At 69.2% G+C, this 16,037-nt stretch carries 17 protein-coding genes; 12 read left to right on the top strand and 5 right to left on the bottom strand.

Annotation, left to right across the window (positions count from 1 at the left end):
- Positions 1 to 10: 10 nt before the first annotated feature.
- The gene (locus tag AAD496_RS05050) at positions 11 to 1,111 is read left to right on the top strand and encodes a D-alanine--D-alanine ligase family protein (protein ID WP_349827558.1); all 1,101 of its coding nucleotides are present in this window, start codon (positions 11 to 13) and stop codon (positions 1,109 to 1,111) included.
- A gap of 126 nt (positions 1,112 to 1,237) precedes the next feature.
- Here the strand turns inward: AAD496_RS05050 and AAD496_RS05055 are convergent, their stop codons facing one another.
- A complete protein-coding gene (locus tag AAD496_RS05055) occupies positions 1,238 to 1,792 on the bottom strand; it encodes a DUF3515 family protein (RefSeq protein WP_349827559.1) in 555 nt (184 codons plus the stop codon).
- A gap of 26 nt (positions 1,793 to 1,818) precedes the next feature.
- Between AAD496_RS05055 and AAD496_RS05060 the strand changes: the two genes are divergently transcribed.
- The 10 genes from AAD496_RS05060 (at position 1,819) to mutM (ending at position 12,384) form a co-directional block, all read left to right on the top strand.
- On the top strand, positions 1,819 to 3,264 hold the full coding sequence (locus AAD496_RS05060) for a thiamine-phosphate kinase (protein WP_349827560.1): 1,446 nt from the start codon (positions 1,819 to 1,821) through the stop codon (positions 3,262 to 3,264).
- Positions 3,261 to 5,126, top strand: coding sequence for a DAK2 domain-containing protein (locus tag AAD496_RS05065; RefSeq protein ID WP_349827561.1), 1,866 nt, complete (start codon positions 3,261 to 3,263; stop codon positions 5,124 to 5,126). Before AAD496_RS05060 ends, AAD496_RS05065 begins: the two co-directional genes overlap by 4 nt.
- The gene (locus AAD496_RS05070; protein ID WP_349827562.1) at positions 5,126 to 7,453 is read left to right on the top strand and encodes an ATP-dependent DNA helicase RecG; all 2,328 of its coding nucleotides are present in this window, start codon (positions 5,126 to 5,128) and stop codon (positions 7,451 to 7,453) included. The genes AAD496_RS05065 and AAD496_RS05070 overlap by 1 nt, the downstream gene beginning before the upstream one ends.
- 34 nt (positions 7,454 to 7,487) lie before the next feature.
- The gene (rsmD, locus tag AAD496_RS05075; protein ID WP_349827563.1) at positions 7,488 to 8,081 is read left to right on the top strand and encodes a 16S rRNA (guanine(966)-N(2))-methyltransferase RsmD; all 594 of its coding nucleotides are present in this window, start codon (positions 7,488 to 7,490) and stop codon (positions 8,079 to 8,081) included.
- Positions 8,082 to 8,106: 25 nt separating this feature from the next.
- Positions 8,107 to 8,598: a pantetheine-phosphate adenylyltransferase gene (coaD, locus tag AAD496_RS05080; protein WP_349827564.1), complete on the top strand. Its 492-nt coding sequence runs from the start codon at positions 8,107 to 8,109 to the stop codon at positions 8,596 to 8,598.
- On the top strand, positions 8,595 to 9,836 hold the full coding sequence (locus AAD496_RS05085; protein WP_349827565.1) for an MFS transporter: 1,242 nt from the start codon (positions 8,595 to 8,597) through the stop codon (positions 9,834 to 9,836). Before coaD ends, AAD496_RS05085 begins: the two co-directional genes overlap by 4 nt.
- 71 nt (positions 9,837 to 9,907) lie before the next feature.
- Complete coding sequence (locus tag AAD496_RS05090) at positions 9,908 to 10,429, top strand: YceD family protein (RefSeq protein WP_349827566.1); 522 nt, start codon at positions 9,908 to 9,910, stop codon at positions 10,427 to 10,429.
- Positions 10,430 to 10,443: 14 nt separating this feature from the next.
- Positions 10,444 to 10,647: a 50S ribosomal protein L32 gene (gene rpmF, locus AAD496_RS05095; protein ID WP_349827567.1), complete on the top strand. Its 204-nt coding sequence runs from the start codon at positions 10,444 to 10,446 to the stop codon at positions 10,645 to 10,647.
- 17 nt (positions 10,648 to 10,664) lie between these two features.
- The gene (gene rnc, locus AAD496_RS05100; protein WP_349827568.1) at positions 10,665 to 11,372 is read left to right on the top strand and encodes a ribonuclease III; all 708 of its coding nucleotides are present in this window, start codon (positions 10,665 to 10,667) and stop codon (positions 11,370 to 11,372) included.
- Positions 11,373 to 11,388: 16 nt separating this feature from the next.
- A complete protein-coding gene (mutM, locus tag AAD496_RS05105; protein WP_349827569.1) occupies positions 11,389 to 12,384 on the top strand; it encodes a bifunctional DNA-formamidopyrimidine glycosylase/DNA-(apurinic or apyrimidinic site) lyase in 996 nt (331 codons plus the stop codon).
- Positions 12,385 to 12,588: 204 nt separating this feature from the next.
- Here the strand turns inward: mutM and AAD496_RS05110 are convergent, their stop codons facing one another.
- Entirely contained in the window at positions 12,589 to 13,029 is a 441-nt protein-coding gene (locus AAD496_RS05110; RefSeq protein WP_349827570.1) for a type II toxin-antitoxin system VapC family toxin, read from the bottom strand.
- Positions 13,016 to 13,297 (bottom strand): type II toxin-antitoxin system Phd/YefM family antitoxin, encoded by a 282-nt coding sequence (locus AAD496_RS05115; RefSeq protein ID WP_349827571.1) that lies wholly within the window; start codon positions 13,295 to 13,297, stop codon positions 13,016 to 13,018. The genes AAD496_RS05110 and AAD496_RS05115 overlap by 14 nt, the downstream gene beginning before the upstream one ends.
- 242 nt (positions 13,298 to 13,539) lie before the next feature.
- On the opposite strand from AAD496_RS05115, the gene AAD496_RS05120 reads away from it, so the two are divergent.
- Positions 13,540 to 13,905 (top strand): aminotransferase class IV, encoded by a 366-nt coding sequence (locus AAD496_RS05120; protein WP_349827572.1) that lies wholly within the window; start codon positions 13,540 to 13,542, stop codon positions 13,903 to 13,905.
- A 237-nt stretch (positions 13,906 to 14,142) separates the two neighbouring features.
- On the opposite strand, the gene AAD496_RS05125 is transcribed toward AAD496_RS05120, so the two are convergent.
- Together AAD496_RS05125 and AAD496_RS05130 are read right to left on the bottom strand one after the other, a co-directional pair.
- A complete protein-coding gene (locus AAD496_RS05125) occupies positions 14,143 to 14,763 on the bottom strand; it encodes a response regulator (RefSeq protein WP_349827573.1) in 621 nt (206 codons plus the stop codon).
- Positions 14,760 to 15,956: a sensor histidine kinase gene (locus tag AAD496_RS05130; RefSeq protein WP_349827574.1), complete on the bottom strand. Its 1,197-nt coding sequence runs from the start codon at positions 15,954 to 15,956 to the stop codon at positions 14,760 to 14,762. The genes AAD496_RS05125 and AAD496_RS05130 overlap by 4 nt, the downstream gene beginning before the upstream one ends.
- Positions 15,957 to 16,037 lie beyond the last annotated feature (81 nt).

Below are 16,037 nucleotides of genomic sequence, written 5' to 3' on the forward strand. Positions count from 1 at the left end.
GTTTCACCGCATGACTTCTCCCTCTTCCCGTCCCCTCGTCGCGGTCCTCTTCGGAGGACGTTCCTCGGAGCACTCGGTCAGTTGTGTGACCGCTTCCGGGGTGCTCTCCGCTCTCGAGGGGACGGAGTTCGAGGTCCTGCCGATCGGGATCACCCCGGCCGGTGTGTGGCGGGTCGTCGACGAGTGGAGGGACTACCGCTTCGACCCGCAGGACATGCCGGTCGTGGCCGACAACGGCACCCAGGTGCTGCCGCCGGTCGCGGCCGACCGTGCGCCCCTGAGGGAGATCACCGCCGAGGTCACGGTGCGTGAGCTCGGTGTCGTCGACGTCTACTTCCCGCTCCTCCACGGTCCCTTCGGTGAGGACGGAACGCTCCAGGGGCTCTTCGACCTCTCCTCGACGCCCTATGTGGGCTCGGGGGTCTTCGCCTCGGCCGCGAGCATGGACAAGCACTTCATGAAGATGGTGCTGCGTGGCTCCGGGATCCCGACGAGTGCCTGGGAGACCGTCACCGGTCGCGAGTGGAGCGACGACCCGGCCGCTGTCACCGAGAGGGTGAGCGGACTCGGGTTCCCCGTCTTCGTCAAGCCCGCACGGGCCGGTTCCAGCATGGGTGTCTCGAAGGTCTCCGCGGCCTCCGACCTGGGTCCGGCCGTGCAGGACGCCCTGGAGCACGACGACAAATTCATCGTCGAACCGATGGTCACCGGACGCGAGATCGAGTGCGGCGTCCTCGGGTCGCTGCACGGTGAGGCGCGCACCTCCGTGGCCGGCGAGATCGTCATGACCGGCGACAAGGAGTTCTACGACTTCGAGGCCAAGTACCTCGACCTCGACGGTGTCGACCTGCGCTGCCCGGCGGACCTCCCGGCGGACGTCCAGGAGCGCGTTCAGGACGTGGCCCTGCGGACCTTCCGCGCCTTCGACTGCACCGGCCTGGCCCGCGTCGACACCTTCGTCACCGTCGACGGGCAGGTGCTCGTCAACGAGATCAACACCCTGCCCGGCTTCACCCCGAGCTCGATGTACCCCGTCATGTGGCAGCAGACCGGTGTCGACTACACGGAACTCGTCACCACCCTCCTCGACATCGCCCTGCACGAGAACTGAGCCTTCTCCGAGGTCCGATAAGGCCGCCAGGGCCGCGTTCTCGTCGCTCGAAGTACCAAACCCCCGTACGTCTTCGCTCCTCGGCCTTGCCCTGACGGCCTTCTCGGACCTCGGAGCATCCGGGACTCAGGAGGAGGGGACGGCCTCTTCCACTTGTGTTGCATCCTCCGCGCTCACACACCCACCCGTCTGCGGCAGGGAGGCCACGGCCGGCGAGATCTCCGCGAGGATGTTCTGCCCCCCGACGGCCGTCGGGTCGACGATCACCTCGACGGCGGGCTCCCGGCCGTAGGTCACGAACTTCCAGTGGTCGTCCTCGGCGGCCGTCGAGATCCAGTCGACCCCGTTGACGGTCACGCAGGGGTCGGTCGTCGGTGCCGGCGGTTCCATGCCGCACCGGAGCACGGCGATGCTCGGGTCACCCCACGCCTCGGTCGCCTGTGCGGAGGTGTCCCGTGCGGACTGCCCCTCGATCTCTTCGGGCAGGGAGAGCATGACGGGCGCGCACTCCGGGGCCCGGGCGTTCGGCGCGGCCTCGATCTGGACCATCCCTCCGGTGCATCCGGACAGCGCGAGCAGCCCACCGGCGACGAGGACCGCCGTCCTCGCGGTGAGTCCGGAGGAGCGGGGAGGACGGGAGACACGGGACAGGCGGGGGAGGACCGGACCGGGCAAGCGCATGCCGACCAGAATAGGCTGGTCACCTGATGAGTTCCTGGTCCCGCACCCCTGCCCCCTCCGCGTCCTCGGCCGTACCCCCGACCGCCGAGGCGCCCACCGTCGACCCCACGGATCCTCCGGCGGAGGATCCGACCCTCGCACAGACGGGCGAGGACGGGGTGCTCGACCGGATCCTCCGTGTCCTCGCCGAGGCCCCGGCCGGGTCCACCGCTGTCTCACCGGAGCGCTCCGGACGTGACGGGACTCACGACGGCCCCCGCGTCCTCGTCGGTCCCGGAGACGATGCCGCGGTCGTCCGGGTCCCCGGCGACCTCGTGACGACGACGGACATGCTCGTCGAGGGCCAGGACTTCCTGGCCGATTGGCTCGATCCCTACCGGCTCGGGGTCAAGGCGGCTGCCCAGAACCTCGCGGACGTGTGCGCCATGGGTGCCCGTCCGCACTCGCTCGTCGTCTCACTCGCGGCGCCCGCGGAGACCCCGGCCTCCGTCCTCGTCGGGATCATGAGAGGTCTGCGGGACGAGGCGGCCCGCGCCGGCGCCACCGTCACCGGCGGTGACCTGTCAGGCGGACCGTGCCTGGTCGTCTCCGTCACCGCACAGGGTGCTCTCCACGGGGATCCGGTCCTCCGGTCGGGCGCGCAGGAGGGGGACGCCGTCGTCCTCGTCGGGACCGTGGGGCACGCGGCCGCGGGGCTCGACCTCCTGTTCGATGGCCTCGACGTGGGCCACCGCCCGGTGGACGGGAGGGAGCGCCCGGTCGACGGGAGGGAGTGCCCAGTCGACGGTTCGGCACTTTCCACGGACCCCGCGACGGCGGGTCCGGTGGAGACCCAACGGGCGCCTCGGCCGTGGTACGCCGGGGCGGCGGCGCTCGCCGAACGCGCGCCGGAGCCCCGCCCGGCGGGGGGACGTGCACGAATCGCGCATGCGCTCATCGACGTGTCCGACGGGCTGCTCGGCGACCTCGGCCGGATCTGCCGTGCCTCCGGTGTCTCCGCCGATCTCGATCCGGCGGCGATCGACCGGCTCGCGGCACCCCTGCTGCCCGCGGCCCGGGCGCTGGACCACGAGGCGGGGACATCCCCGGAGGGCATTGGTCGTCCCCATCCCGACCACTCCGACCCCGACCGGTCCCACCCCGGACCCGCCCACCTCGACAGGGCCCGGCACTGGGTGCTCACCGGGGGAGAGGACCACGGGTTCCTCGCGACGGTCCCGGAATCGGCCCTCGACACCCTCGCCTCCACCCTCGACGGCGCACGCCCGCCGGTACCCTGGGAACGGATCGGGACGGTGTTCCCGGCAGGAGCGGACGGGACCGCACCCGGGATGGTCACCCTCGGTGGACACCCGGTCGACGGGGACTCCTTCCGGCACTTCTCGACCGCACCGACCGCACCGACCGCGGCGCCCGGGGCCGACGGACGGAGAGGTGCCGGGCAGGCGCACGAGCAGGAGGACGCGAGGTGAACCGACCGATGGACCCGGCCCGGCTCAACGCCCGGCTGGCCGCCCGGTGGGCCAAGGGGATCGTCGACCGGATGCGGCGCGACAAGGCCCGCATCGACGACCTCAACGTCTTCCCCGTCCCCGACGGCGACACCGGCTCGAACATGTACCACACGGTCCGCAGCGCTCATCTGGCCGTCGAACGCCTGGAGGGTCCGGCCTCCCTCACGGAGGTCGTCGAGGCGATGGCCAACGGCGCCCTGCGCGGGGCCCGCGGGAACTCCGGTCTGATCCTCGCCGTCGCCCTGCGCGGCGTGGCCGACGGGCTGTCCGGCACCACCGTCCTCGAACCGGAGGTGTTCGCCTCCGCCCTGGCACTCGCCGCGCACCGCGCCCGAGAGGCCGTGGCCGACCCCGTCGACGGCACCATGCTCACCGTCCTCGAGGCGATGGCCGAGGAGGCCCGCGAGGCCGCGGCCGACGGCGCCGACGTCCTCACCCAGATCCGCGCCGTCCGTGCCCGGTCCCGGTCGGCACTGCGCGAGACCACCGGCCAGTTGGCCGTCCTGCGCGAGAACTCCGTCGTCGACGCGGGCTCCACCGGCATCGTCGAGCTCTTCGACCTCCTCTACCTCACCGTCTCCGGTGAGCCCCTCCCGGAAGCGGGACCCGCTGCCGAGGCGCCCTCCGCTTCCGACGATCGCACCGGTGCGCAGGATTCGGCACCTCCGGACACACCCGGCGCCGGCACCCCCGAGGCAGGCGCACCCGACACGGATCTCCGTCTCGTCGAACGGGGTGAGGACGGCGGGCCTGCGCAGGACGGACACCACGACCACGCGCACCCCCACGGCGGGACCGGGCTCGAACTCGTCTTCCACCTCACCGACCCGAAGCCCCGGACCAAGGCGGTCTCCCGCCTGCTCACGAAGGTCGGGGGCGACTCGATCGTCGTGGCCTGGCCGATGGTCCACGTCCACGTGCCCCACGGTGCGGCCGCGCAGAAGGTGATCGACGGGGTCGCCCGGTTCGGCCCGGCAGACCTGCGGATCGAGGACCTCTCCGTGTCCGGCGCACCGACGCGCCGGACCACCCTGCTCGCGCCGGTCGCGGGCCTCGGCGCGGTCCTCGCGGTCGCCCGGGCCGGCGCCCATGCGGTCGACACCGATGTCGCCGGGTGGACGGACCGCCTGCGGGAGATCGTCGAGGACACCGAACACACGGTCGTCCTCACCGGCACCCGGGAACACGTGGAGGCGCTCGTGGCGGCCTGGGACGAAGCAGCCGTGGCGGAGTCCACGTCCGAGGACGGGACCACGACGGAGTCCACGTCGACGAACACGGACACGGACGACGAGGACGCGGCGGAGGACGGCACGGACGGTGCCGGAGGACAGGGCGCCTCGGCGGCGGAGGACCTGGTGCCGGAGGCCATGCGGGTGGTCGCCGGATCCGTGCCGGGACTGCTCGCCGCGCTCGCCGTGCACGACCCCGCGGGGGAACCCGGACAGGTGGTCGCGGACATGGTGGAGGCGATCGAGGACACCCGGGTGGGACAGGTGGCCGTGGGGGCCGCGCCGCAGCCCACGGACCGGGGACTGCTGGGCGGGCTCGGCACCCGGCAGGCGCCGACCGAGTACCGGGTCGTCCTCGACGGGCGGGTGCGGGCCACCCATCCGGACGCGGGGACCGCACTGCTGACCCTCGTCTCCGGCCTGCTCGCCGACGACGGGGACCTGCTCACGCTCGTGACCGGCGGACAGTTGCCGGCCGCTGCCGTCGAGGTGCTGCGGAAGCGGCTGGCCGAGTCCCGACCCGACGTCGAGGTCGAGCACGTCGACACCCGGCACGCCCACACCTGTGCCTGGGCGGGGGTGGAGTGATGGGTGATCGTCAGGAGGACTCCGTCCCGGACGACCACACGGCTCCGGTCGACACCCCGGCGGAGGAGATCGCCCGGAGGCGTGCGCTCGCCCAGTCGGCGGAGAAGGCGGAGAAGAAGTCCACGGGTAAGGCCGGGAGGAAACCCGTGCAGAAGCCCACCGGACGGATGCTCGGCACCCCTGTCAAGAAGTTCATCACCCGGAAGCGGGACGTCGACGACCTGGCGAAGCTCGGGATCGAGACGGTCGACGACGCGTTCCGGTACTTCCCCCGGACCTACATCCATCCGGGCAGGCTCACGCCGCTGGACGATCTGGAGCCGGGCACGAACGCCGTGGTGCAGGCGAACGTCGTCTCCGTGACGACCCGGCCCATGCGGCAGCGACGCGGATTCATCACCTCGGTGCTCCTCACCGACGGGTCCGGGCAGATCAGCGCCACCTTCTTCAACCAGCCCTGGCTCGAACAGAAGCTGATCCCCGGTGACCCCGTGGTGCTCACCGGGCAGATCACCGAGTTCAACGGGCGACCGCAGGTGTCCTCGCCCAAATGGCTCAACGGTGACCAGAAGGACGCCTTCGTGTCCGCGGAGGTCGAGCGGCCGATCCCGGTGTACAAGGCCTCGAAGCGGATCAACTCCTTCCGGATCTGGCGGCTCATCACGACCCTGCTCGACACCGCGACCGAGGACGCCGCCTACGACCCCCTGCCGCCTGAGATCCTGCGCCGACTGGAGATCCCCGACTACCGGACGGCGCTCGACATGGTGCACCGGCCGGCCCGGACGGGTGAGGAGGAGTTGCCTGCGGAACGGTGGAAGTACGAGGAGGCCTTCGCCCTCCAGGCCGAACTCATGTCGCGCAAGGCCCGGTCGAAGGACCGCCGGGCCCACGAACTGCGGCTGTACCACGGAGGCCTGCGGGACACCTTCGACGCCGCTCTTCCCTTCTCCCTCACGGACTCGCAGCGGCGGGTGGGTGACGAGATCGCGGCGGAGCTGGCGACCGCGGCACCCATGAACCGGTTGCTCCAGGGTGACGTCGGGTCGGGCAAGACGCTCGTGGCGCTGCGCGCCGTCCTCCAGGCCGCGGACTCGGACGTCCAGTCGGCCTTCCTCGCCCCCACCGAGGTGCTCGCCGTCCAGCACTACCGGTCCCTGCGGGCGACCCTCGGGGACATGGCGGTCGGTGCGGCGGACGAACGCGACGCCGGGGAACTGCGGATCGGATTGCTCACCGGGACGCAGTCGGCCAAGGAGAGGAAGAAGACGCTGCTCGACGTGCAGGCGGGGAGGCTGGACCTCGTCGTCGGCACGCATGCGCTCGTGGCGGAGCGGACGGGCTTCTGGAAGCTCGGACTCGTCGTCGTCGACGAGCAGCACCGGTTCGGCGTGCGCCAGCGCGAGGCCCTGCGGGAGAAGGGCACGGATCTCGTCCCGCACACCCTCGTGATGACCGCCACGCCGATCCCGCGGACCGTGGCGATGACGGTCTTCGGTGATCTCGACGTCTCCTCGCTCACCGATCTACCCGGTGGGCCCAAGCGGATCACGAGCCATGCGTTCTCCCTGCAGCGGCACCCCTCCTGGATGCAGCGGGTGCTCGGGGTCGTGGCGGAGTCGGTGGCCCGGGGGGAGCAGGCGTACTTCGTGGCGTCCCGGATCGAGACCCAGGCTTACGAACCCGCGACGGAGGAGACCCCCGCCGTGCCCGAGCTCCTGGGTGTCGAGGACCTGCTGGTCCGCCTGCGGGCGACCGAGCAACTGCAGGACGTGCGGATCGGACTGTTGCACGGGCGGATGAAACCGGAGGAGAAGGAGACGGTCATGACGGCCTTCGCCGCCGGTCAGATCGACGTGCTCGTCGCGACGACCGTCATCGAGGTCGGGATCGACGTGCCGAACGCACGGACGATCGTCGTCTACGACGCCGACCGGTTCGGCGTCGCCCAGCTCCACCAGCTGCGTGGCCGCGTGGGCCGCGACGGCTCCCAGGCCACCTGCTTCTTCGTGACGAACATGCCGGATCCCTCGCCGTCCTTCGAACGCCTGCAGGTGGTGGCGGGGACGCTCGACGGGTTCCGGCTCGCCGAGTACGACACGACCACCCGCCGCGAGGGCGACGTCCTGGGTCGCCACCAGGCCGGGGGCCGGAGTACGCTGCGATACCTCTCCGTCCTCGAGGACGAGGGTCTCATCGGGACGGCGCGCGATCTCGCGACCGAGTGGGTCGACCACGATCCCGATCTCACCACGCACCCGGCACTCCGGGACTACGTGCAGACCCTCATCGTCGACGAGTCGGAGGACTGGATCGAGGCGTCGTGAGGACGCCGACGGAACGACGAGGACGGGGGCGGTCATGAGGATCGTGGCAGGGGAGTTCAAGGGCCGGACCGTGCGGACGCCGCCCGGCAACGGCACCCGTCCCACCTCCGACCGGGTACGGGAATCGCTCTTCTCCTCCCTGGAGTCACTCGGCATGCTCGACGACGCGGTCGTCCTCGACCTGTTCGCCGGGTCCGGGTCGCTCGGCCTGGAGGCCCTGTCCCGGGGTGCCCGGCACGTGACCTTCGTCGAGAAGGCGGCCTCCGTCGTCCGGGTCCTCGAGGGCAACCTCAAGGACCTGGGAGTGCACGGGTCCGGTGGTTCCGGTGGAGCGGGGACGGCACGGACTACCGTCCAGGCACGCTCGGCGCTCGCCGCCGTCCAGGGGCTGGCGCCGGGGACCGTGGACCTCGTGCTCGCGGACCCGCCCTATCCGCTCGGGGAGTCCGACGTCGCGGCACTCCTCGAGGCGCTCGTCCCCGTCCTGCGGGATGCGGCCTCGCTCATCGTGCTCGAACGGTCGGCACGCTCGCCGCGGCCCACGCTTCCCGCGGGTCTGTCCGTCTACGAGGAACGGACGAAGGGTGAGACGAGTCTGTGGCTGCTGGAACGCACCCGAGAGGAGTGAGCCGGGCTCACCTATGCTGGCGGGCATGAAGGTCGTCGTTCCCGGTTCCTATGATCCCGTGACCCGCGGTCACATCGATGTCGTCGCGCGTGCGACCCGTCTGTTCGACGAGGTGGTGATGGCGGTCGTGCACAACCCGAAGAAGACGGGCAACTTCCCGTTGACCGAACGCATCCGCCTCATCGAGGCCGGGCTCGCGGAGGATCCCGCGACGGCGGGCAGCGAGCGGATCACGATCGACGACGTGCCCGGCGGCCTGCTCGTCGACTACTGCCGCCGGATCGGTGCGGTCGGCGTCGTCAAGGGTCTGCGCGGCGAGGCGGACTACGCCTACGAACTGCCGATGGCGCACATGAACCGGCACCTCACCGAGCTGGAGACGGTCTTCATCCCCGGTGACCCGGCGCTCGGGCACATCTCGTCCTCGCTCGTCCGGGAGGTACACGCGCTCGGCGGCGACATTGCAGGCCTCGTCCCCGACGCCGTCAAGGACGCCATGAACGCCCGCCGCGAATGAGTGGGGGACCCGGCCCGGCGGCACGTGCCGTCCCCTGGTTCCTCGCGCTCGTCCTCTTCACCGCGGTCGTCCAGTCGACCTACAACGCGGTGCGTGTCCTCATCTCCTACCGGGTCATCGAACTCGGGGGAGGCGCCGGCGTCCTCGGACTCGTCGCCGCCTCCTACTCGCTCATGCCGCTGCTGCTGGCCATCGCGATCGGCCGGATCGTCGACAGGGGGTACACGACCGCACTCATGTGGGCCGGGACCGCTTTCACGGTGCTGCCGATCGTGCTTGCCGCCTGGACCCCGGGCCTCGGGTGGCTGCTCGTGGCCAATGCGGCCCTCGGACTCGGGCAGATCCTCGTGACCGTGACCGCCCAGTCGCTCATCCCACTGCACTTCGCCCCGGCGGATCTGAACGGCCGCTTCGGCACGCTCACGATCGGGGTGTCCGTCGGCCAACTCGTCGGTCTCCCGCTCGTCGGGTTCATCGCCGGATCGGGCGAGGGGGATCCCCGGACGCAGGCGGCCATGTGGACGATGGCGGCGGTCGGAGTGCTCGCCGTGCCCCTGCTCGTCCTCGTCGGTCTGCGGCCGCGGATCGGGGGTCACCGCAGCCGCGCGGAGGTGAAGGAGACCCGGCAGTCGCCCCTGGAGATACTCCGGGTGCGGGGTATGAAGACAGCGATCTTCGCCTCGATGTCGACGCTCGCCGCCGTCGACATCATGACGGCCTACCTGCCGCTCGTCGGTGAACGGCACGGTATCGCGGTGCAGTTCATCACACTCATCATCACGGTGCGGACCGTCGTGTCGATCCTCGCCCGGATGGGGATGAACCCCGTGGCCCGCCGGTTCGGCAACCTGCCGGTGCTCTCCGTCTCCAGCACGCTCGCGGGACTCTCCGTCCTCCTCATCCCGGCCGCCACCGCGTTCCTCACCGAGGTGCCTCTGTTCTGGGTCCTCCTCGTCCTCCTGTCCCTCGGCGGGATCGGGTTCGGCCTCACCCAGCCGCTCACGATGACGTGGGTGTCGACCCTCTCGGACCCGGACAACCGGGGTGCGGTGCTCTCCGTCCGGTTGGCCGGCAACCGTCTGTCGCAGGTGGCTCTGCCCGCGACCGCCTCGCTCGTGGCCGGTTTCGCCCCGCTGGGGACCGTCTTCGTCCTCATCGGTGTGATGTTGCTCTCTGCGGGCGCCTCGACGGCGGTGTTCCGGCGGCGTGCGGTGGCAGCGGGTCGCGCGGACCGCTAAGATGGTGGCTCGCGTGTCATCCGTGAGGAGGCGACCGCGACACTGATTCGACGACCTGATGGAGGTGGAGCATGGCCCGTGAGCGTTCCCGCGACTCGGAGCTCGTCCTCGACCTCCGTGCACTCGGACTGCTCGACAGTCCGGGGGAGTGGTCGCAGCTGTCGCAGACGGTCCCGGCTCCCGCGGATCTGCGTATCGAAGTGATCGGGGTACCTGCCGGTTCCCCACTGGCCCTGGACCTGCGGTTGGAGAGCGTCGTCGAAGGCATCTTCGTCTCCGGCACCGTGAATGCGACCGCCCGGGGACAGGACGCACGGACGTCCGAGGACATCGAGCTTCCCGTCTCCACCACGGTGGAGGAACTCTTCCTCTACGAGGTCGATCCGGAGGACGAGGAGTCCTATGGCATCGACCACGGTCGTCTTGACCTGGAACCGGCGATTCGAGACGCTGTGGTGATGGCTTTGCCGTTCCGTCCGCTCAAGGACGGTGACGCCGAGGACTTCCGGTACACGCTGGGCGAGGAGATCGTCGAAGACGTACCCGAAACCGATCCCCGGTGGTCGGCACTCAAAGATCTGTTGGACGAATAGAAAGAGAGCTGGACGTGGCTGTTCCGAAGCGTAAATTGTCGCGCAGCAACACCCGCCACCGCCGTTCGCAGTGGAAGGCCTCGGTTCCCACCCTGGTCAAGACTGTGGAGAACGGTCGCGTTGTGTACTCGCGCCCCCACCAGGCCAAGGTCGTGGAGGACTCGACCGGCACCCCGCTGTTCCTTGAGTACAAGGGACGCAAGGTCGCCGACGCCTGATCAACCAGGCTGCACGCATGAACGATGAGCAGGACCTGACGGGCCTGCAGGAGCGTCTCGGGGTCGACATCGACCCCGGGACGCTTCGTCTTGCCCTCACGCATCGCTCCTACGCCTTCGAGGCCGGCGGGATCCCGACGAACGAACGTCTGGAGTTCCTCGGTGACGCGGTGCTGCAGCTGGTGAGCACGGAATCGCTGTACTTCGACAACCCGGAGCTGCCCGAGGGCCGACTGGCCAAGATGCGTGCCGCGGTCGTCAACACCCGGGCACTCGCCGGGGTCGCCCGGACGTGGGGCCTGGGTGAGTACGTCCTGCTCGGCAAGGGCGAACTCGGGACCGGTGGTCGCGACAAGGACTCGATCCTCGCGGACACCGTCGAGGCCGTCATCGGTGCCTGCTTCGTCGACCAGGGCCGGGACGCCGCCTTCGCGCTCGTCCACCGGTTCGTCGACGGGCTCCTCACCGACGCCGTGGAACTCGGCGCGGGGATGGACTTCAAGACCACGCTCCAGGAGGCCGCGGCCGACCTGGAGCTCGGTTCCGTCATGTACGCGATCGAGGGTGAGGGGCCCGACCACGCCCGCGTGTACACGGCCACCGTCTACCTCGGCGACGACGCCTGGGGTACCGGCGAGGGGACCTCCAAGAAGGTCGCCGAATCGATCGCCGCCGAGACCGCCGTGCGCGCCATCCGCGCCGAGCACCCCGACTGGCAGCGCTAGGCCCGAAAGGTCACCCGTGCCCGAACTCCCCGAGGTCGAGAGCGTCCGCCGGGGTCTGCAGGACTGGGCCGCCGGACACCGTGTGATCCGCGCCCGCGTCCTCGACCCGCGCATCCTCGGCACCACCTCGCAGCGTGTGGTCCCGCCCGGGGCCGCCGACCACTTCGTCTCCCGCATCACCGGCGCCCGCCTCGACTCCGTCGAACGCCGCGGGAAGTTCATGTGGCTGCCCATGACGGTGGACGGTGCGCAGGAGCCCGTCACCGGTGCCGCGCTGAGCGTGCACCTGGGCATGAGCGGGCAGTTCCGGGTCCACGATCCGTCCGATCCCGTCCACCCGCACACCCGTGCCGTGTTCGATCTCGTCCCGGACCCCTCCGGTGCCCCGTCGGGTGGTCCCGCCGCCGAGGCGCCCGTGACTCCCGACGCCCCGCCCGTGGCAGTGGGCGGAGCACCGTCCCGCGGTGTCCGGGAACTGCGGTTCGTCGACCAGCGTATCTTCGGGCACCTGGGGATCGACCGCCTCGTCGACTCCCACGGGTACGCGGTGCCCTCCGGTGCCGCACACATCGCGCTCGATCCCCTCGATCCGCGCTTCGATCTCGAAGGGGTGGCCCGGGCGATCGGCCGCAAGCGCAGTGGGATGAAGGCGGCGCTGCTCGACCAGGGCCTGCTCAGCGGGATCGGCAACATCTACGCGGATGAGGCGCTCTTCGCCGCCCGTGTCCACCCGCTGGCCCCGACCGCGACGACGCGGATCTCCCGGGTTCGCGCGGTGCTCGAGGCCGCCCATGACGTCATGTCACTGGCCCTGGCGCAGGGCGGCACGAGTTTCGACGCCCTCTACGTCGACGTGAACGGCGAGTCCGGCTACTTCGCCCGGAGCCTGCAGGCCTACGGGAGAGCCGGCTCGGAATGCTTCCGCTGCGAGGGGATCATGCAGAAACTGGTCGCCGCCGGCCGGACCTCCCACTACTGCCCCGTCTGTCAGAAGGCACCCCGCAGACGCTGAGGACGGCGTGGTTTCCGAGGGTGCAGTGGGCTCGGACGGCACCGAGGGAACGGATGAAACCGACGGAGCCAGGTGCTGGATACCGCGCGATTCCGTGAATCAGGTGCTGAAGGATCTACGCTCCGACGCGGTGATTTCGCAGGTTCGCCAGCACCTGATCGCGTGGACCTCCAGATGTCCAGCACCTGACCTAGGACCGCTCGATCAGGTTCGTGGGCGGGTGACAGCGACGACCTGTACGAGTTCCTCGAGGCCGCGGAAGTCGTTCGGATTCGTCGTGTACAGAGCGATCTGTTCCACGGCCGCGGTTGCGGCGATCATGAGGTCGGCCGTGCGAGCACGAGGGCTTCGTCCTACGGCTGTCACGAGAGAACACATCTGGCCGTACATTCGTGCCGCAGTGTCGTCGAATGGAATCGGGACGTAGGCCCTCTCCGCTCTCTGCCACGTTTCGATGCGACGTGAACGTTCACGGACACTCTGCAGGTCAGTACCGGTCACGTATCCGGGGCCAGCGGCCAACTCTGCCAGCGTCACAGCGCTGATCGCGGTGTGAGAGGGGAGCTGGGCCCTGTCGAGCTGGTCCGAAAGAATGAGGATGTTGGTATCCACCAGGCCACGATGGCCGTGGTCACGCTCGGTCATACGGATCCTCGATCTCGTCGGCCATGTGCTTCTTCTGATCTGAACGGAACAGATCGAGGTCGGGGCCGGGACCCGTGAACATTTCCTCGAATCGCTCGCGACTCACGAAGCGTCGTGGTCCCTGCTCCGGCACGAGGTGGCCGATCACACGGCCGTCGCGAGTGACGGCGAACGACTCGCCCGCCTCGACCCCGTCCATGATCTCTCGGGACCGGCTTCGTAGGTCGCGCTGACTGATGTGCTCTTCATGTCCGAACGCCGTGGTCATGTGAACCACGATACGCTCATGTGCCACGGTGTGCTACAGGCGGAACAGGAGCGGGTTCACCGTTTCCCGGCTCGCCCGTTGGCACAGGGCCTGACGGTCGTGGTTGGGACCGCGGACCCGTGAAACTGCCCGCCTTCTGCTGGAAGACCCGCGGTCTTGGGGATCACTGGTGAAAGATCTGCGCCTGATCGAGTGATGATCACGCGCTGTCGTGCGGAGCCTTGAGGATTGTCATGAGGTGTGTGCCGCAGAGCAAGCACATCGGCGAGGACTCCAAGACCCTTCTGCTCCGGAGCGCGATAGCTCTCGGACTCGAAGACGAGGCCTCAGGTCGGCTCAGCGAGGCGACGATCTGTAACCTCGCGTTCTGGGATGGAAAGTCCGTGATCCAGCCGTGTGCCCAGGTCCTCCCAGGCGTCACCATGTCGATCTTGGTCCGGCGGTTTCGGTTGAGCGGCATTCCGCGGCAGACCTGCGACGTACGCCTCGACGAGCTCGGAGACTGTGGTGACGAACTCGGGAAAACCGGTCGCCCGGAGTCCCTCCGTAGTGCGGGAGACGCCGCACTGCGTCCGCGCGCTGTGCAGTGCCGGGTCGGCCATCAGTGACGGCAATGGTGAGCCGCCTGAGGTCGTCGGTCAACATGCGCGCAACTCTACGAGAGAGCTGCCTGCCTTGTCGGAGCTGAGGTTCACCGTCGCAAGACTTTCCTCGTTGTCGATCGTATGGCTGATCGCCGTGTATCGCCCAAATCTCGGCTACGGGCTCCCATTCTCGGAGACTGAGAGACTTCAGCTGGGCCTCCCAAGATAACTCACTGCGGAGGCAGGGAAGTAACAACCGTTCTATCTCAGCACTCCGATGTCGCGAGCAGTAGCGACGGCGGCCGTACGGGAGGAGACGCCGAGTTTCGTGTAGATATGCACGAGATGCGATTTTACGGTTGCGTCACTGATGTGCAGCCCCTTGGCGATGTCGTTGTTCGTGGCCCCGACCGCTACGAGGCGCAGCACCTGGATCTCACGAGTGCTGAGGCTAGGTTGCGGAGAGCGCATCCGAGCGAGCAGCCGGCCCGCGATCGTTGGTGCCAGGGCGGTCTCACCCGCTGCTGCGGCGCGGATCGCGGCGATGAGCTCCTCGGGCGGGGCGTCTTTGAGGAGATAGCCGCAGGCTCCGGCCTCCACCGCGCCGAGGATATCACCGTCAGAGTCGTAGTTCGTCAGCACCAGCACCGCAGGTGGTTCGGGGAGGCTGCGAATGCGTCTGGTCGCATCAGCCCCGGTCTGCTGCACGCCGAACTGCAAATCCATCAGCACGATGTCGGGCGCGACGTCGGTGGCGAGGACGACGGCTTCGTCGGGCGTGGCGGCTTCGCCGATCACCTCCAGACCGGTATCGCCGTCGAGCATGGCACATAAGCCTGCGCGCACCACGGGGTGGTCGTCGGCGAGCACGATCCGAATCATGATCCCGCCTCGCTTCCCATCGGGAGCGGCAGCCGTGCGGTGATGGCGCTACCCTGTTCTGGGACCGAGGTGATGGTGAGGGAACCGTCGAGCTGCTCGACGCGCTCGCGCATCGCGTGCAGCCCGAACGAGTCGGCCTCGTGCAGGTGGGCGACCGCGGAGGATGCGTCGAAGCCGCGCCCATCGTCTCGTACCACCAGCGATACGGCGCTGTCATCGCGCGCTAGCTCGATGGCGATCCGGGTGGCACTCGCGTGGCAGATCGCGTTGGAGAGCGCGCCCTGAGCGATCCGCAGCAGTGCGGTCTGAGTGCTCATCGGCAGGACGAGATCTTCGGCGGTCACCTCGACCGGGAGCGACGCACGGTCGGACTGTTCCTTCCCCAGCCTGCGCAGCGCGGGAGCAACACCTTCATCGAGACGGGCCGGGGTGAGCTCGTGGATGATCTGCCTCGTTTCGGCGAGACTGTCAGCCGCGGTCTCGCGCGCAAGCCTCATGTATCCAACACCGGGCTCGGGAGTGTCACGTTCGGCGGCACGCAGCAGCATCTGAATCGAAGAAAGCCCCTGGGCGACGGTGTCATGGATCTCGCGAGCCAGGCGTGCTCGCTCCGCCAACGCGCCCTGTTCTCGTTCGGTCTGCGCAAGCTGTCGCCGAGTACGGATCAGCTCAGCGAGCAGCCGCTCGCGCTCCTCTGCCTCGCGGCGGAGGGCGCGGTAGGCAAGCCCAATCAGAAGGGCCACGCCAGCACCGATGAACGGGCCGATCACCCCGCCTACTGAGAAGCCGAGATGGAGACCGAGCGCGAATATCGCGAACGCCGTAGCGGCCACGACCGTCGCGACCCCCGCGGGGCCGGGCAGGACGTGGAGGTAGAGGAAGAACAAGGGGAACACGAGATAAGCCCCTTCGGGGCCCAACCACGTCAGGACTGCCCACAGAAGTGTGAGCGCAGCGACCCAGACGAGTGCCCGCCCGCGCCTGGAGGACTTCTCCGCGTGGCCGACGCGTGCGGCCCATGCGCCGGCAAGATAGACCGCGACGAACGCGATCCCGACGATCAACGTCCATGCAGCGACCGGGGAGGAGACGACAAATGATCGCACGACGGCGAAGCCTGCAAGTCCGACGACCAAGACGTGCAGGCCGAGACGAAGCCCGGTGAACACCGGGTCGAGAGTCGAGTGCGGCATGGTGCTCCCAGCTTATGCGAACAGTCCATTCCGGTCGTCAACCGAAAGTTCGATCGCGAATCCCATGGTTCTGGCGATGCC

This window comes from Brevibacterium litoralis (assembly GCF_040212315.1).
In the GTDB taxonomy this organism is placed as follows: domain Bacteria; phylum Actinomycetota; class Actinomycetes; order Actinomycetales; family Brevibacteriaceae; genus Brevibacterium; species Brevibacterium litoralis.

Coding starts and splice junctions, on each gene's coding strand:
- AAD496_RS05085 (WP_349827565.1), top strand. CDS start 8,595: ATGAGTGGGGGACCCGGCCCGGCGGCACGTGCCGTCCCCTGGTTCCTC.
- AAD496_RS05060 (WP_349827560.1), top strand. CDS start 1,819: ATGAGTTCCTGGTCCCGCACCCCTGCCCCCTCCGCGTCCTCGGCCGTA.
- AAD496_RS05125 (WP_349827573.1), bottom strand. CDS start 14,763: ATGATTCGGATCGTGCTCGCCGACGACCACCCCGTGGTGCGCGCAGGC.
- coaD (WP_349827564.1), top strand. CDS start 8,107: ATGAAGGTCGTCGTTCCCGGTTCCTATGATCCCGTGACCCGCGGTCAC.
- AAD496_RS05070 (WP_349827562.1), top strand. CDS start 5,126: ATGGGTGATCGTCAGGAGGACTCCGTCCCGGACGACCACACGGCTCCG.
- AAD496_RS05110 (WP_349827570.1), bottom strand. CDS start 13,029: ATGACCGAGCGTGACCACGGCCATCGTGGCCTGGTGGATACCAACATC.
- AAD496_RS05050 (WP_349827558.1), top strand. CDS start 11: ATGACTTCTCCCTCTTCCCGTCCCCTCGTCGCGGTCCTCTTCGGAGGA.
- rnc (WP_349827568.1), top strand. CDS start 10,665: ATGAACGATGAGCAGGACCTGACGGGCCTGCAGGAGCGTCTCGGGGTC.
- AAD496_RS05090 (WP_349827566.1), top strand. CDS start 9,908: ATGGCCCGTGAGCGTTCCCGCGACTCGGAGCTCGTCCTCGACCTCCGT.
- AAD496_RS05055 (WP_349827559.1), bottom strand. CDS start 1,792: ATGCGCTTGCCCGGTCCGGTCCTCCCCCGCCTGTCCCGTGTCTCCCGT.
- AAD496_RS05115 (WP_349827571.1), bottom strand. CDS start 13,297: ATGACCACGGCGTTCGGACATGAAGAGCACATCAGTCAGCGCGACCTA.
- rsmD (WP_349827563.1), top strand. CDS start 7,488: ATGAGGATCGTGGCAGGGGAGTTCAAGGGCCGGACCGTGCGGACGCCG.
- AAD496_RS05130 (WP_349827574.1), bottom strand. CDS start 15,956: ATGCCGCACTCGACTCTCGACCCGGTGTTCACCGGGCTTCGTCTCGGC.